Below are 1,467 nucleotides of genomic sequence, written 5' to 3' on the forward strand. Positions count from 1 at the left end.
TCTAAATTGTTCTTAAATTGCTCAAACTTAAAGCTAGAACCAATAGGTAAATATTGGTCTTGTAAATAATTGCGGTGCTGTCGCAATTCTTTAAGACGTTGTGCTAGGGCTTTTGGATTGTCAGCTTTGCCCTGTTGGATTTGCTCCTGACCTGCTGCTATTTTATCCCTGTATTCTTCTAGTTTAGTAGCAACATCTGGGAGAAAGATAGTTTTCAGGTCACGGCGGAGAATCTCTTCAACTAAATTGCCGGTTTTGCTCCGTTCAACATATTCAATGGCTTCGGTGATCTTATTTAACTCTAAACAGACTTCCACCATGCCTCGATAGCTTCGGTTGTACTTTTCAGCTAGTTTAGTCTTGTATTCTTCTACTCCAGAACCAGAAATAATTTCATCTCGCAGCAATTCTACGGTTTTAATGGCAGCATCAAAAGCCTTGTAAGCTTCCGGGAAATTTTGAGCATCTTGGTAAGCAAAACCAAGGTTATTGTTAGTATCTAGATAGTCTCGGGGAAAGCTCTCACGGGTGCGTACTTCTAAAGCCAATTGGTAGCAAGCGATGGCATCTTCTAGGTTTTGTGCTTTCTCACCTTCGATTCTGTTACGGTAAGCAATACCGAGATTGTTTTGAGTCATTGCCCAATCAATAGGAAACGCCTCACGGGTGCGTACTTCTAAAGCCAATTGGTAGCAAGCGATGGCATCTTCTAGGTTTTGTGCTTTCTCACCTTCGATTCTGTCAGAGTAAGCATTACCGAGATTGTTTTGAGTCGTTGCCCAATCAATAGGAAACCTCTCACGGGTGCGTACTTCTAAAGCCAATTGGTAGCAAGCGATTGACCGTAGGTCACGCTACGCGAACGCATCTTCTAGGTTTTGTGCTTTCTCACCTTCGATTCTGTATAAGTAAGCATTACCGAGATTGTTTTGAGTCGTTGCCCAATCAATAGGAAAGCTCTCACGGGTACGTACTTCTAAAGCCAATTGGAAGCAAGCGATGGCATTTTCGAGGTTTTGTGCTTTCTCACCTTCGATTCTGTCAGAGTAAGCAATACCGAGATTGTTTTGAGTCGTTGCCCAATCAATAGGAAACCTCTCACGGGTGCGTACTTCTAAAGCCAATTGGAAGCAAGCGATGGCATCTTCTAGGTTTTGTGCTTTCTGACCTGTGATTCTTTCACGGTAAGTACTACCGAGATTGTTTTGAGTCATTGCCCAATCAATAGGAAACGCCTCACGGGTGCGTACTTCTAAAGCCAATTGCAAGCAAGCGATTGACCGTAGGTCACGCTACGCGAACGCATCTTCTAGGTTTTGTGCTTTCTCACCTTCGATTCTTTCTAAGTAAGCATTACCGAGATTGTTTTGAGTCGTTGCCCAATCAATAGGAAACCTCTCACGGGTGCGTACTTCTAAAGCCAATTGCAAGCAAGCGATGGCAACTTCAAGGTTTTGTGCTTTCTCA

General features: G+C 43.3%; 2 protein-coding genes. Both read right to left on the reverse strand.

Translation table 11 applies throughout. The features are described from left to right. Positions 1-824: tetratricopeptide repeat protein (locus F6K49_RS54080; RefSeq protein ID WP_366514354.1), on the reverse strand; the 824-nt coding region annotated here is incomplete at its 3' end. A gap of 30 nt (positions 825-854) precedes the next feature. Further along, complete coding sequence (locus F6K49_RS54085) at positions 855-1,262, reverse strand: tetratricopeptide repeat protein (RefSeq protein ID WP_366514355.1); 408 nt, start codon at positions 1,260-1,262, stop codon at positions 855-857. Positions 1,263-1,467: the final 205 nt, after the last annotated feature.

The sequence above is a fragment of the Moorena sp. SIO3I6 genome, assembly GCF_010672095.1.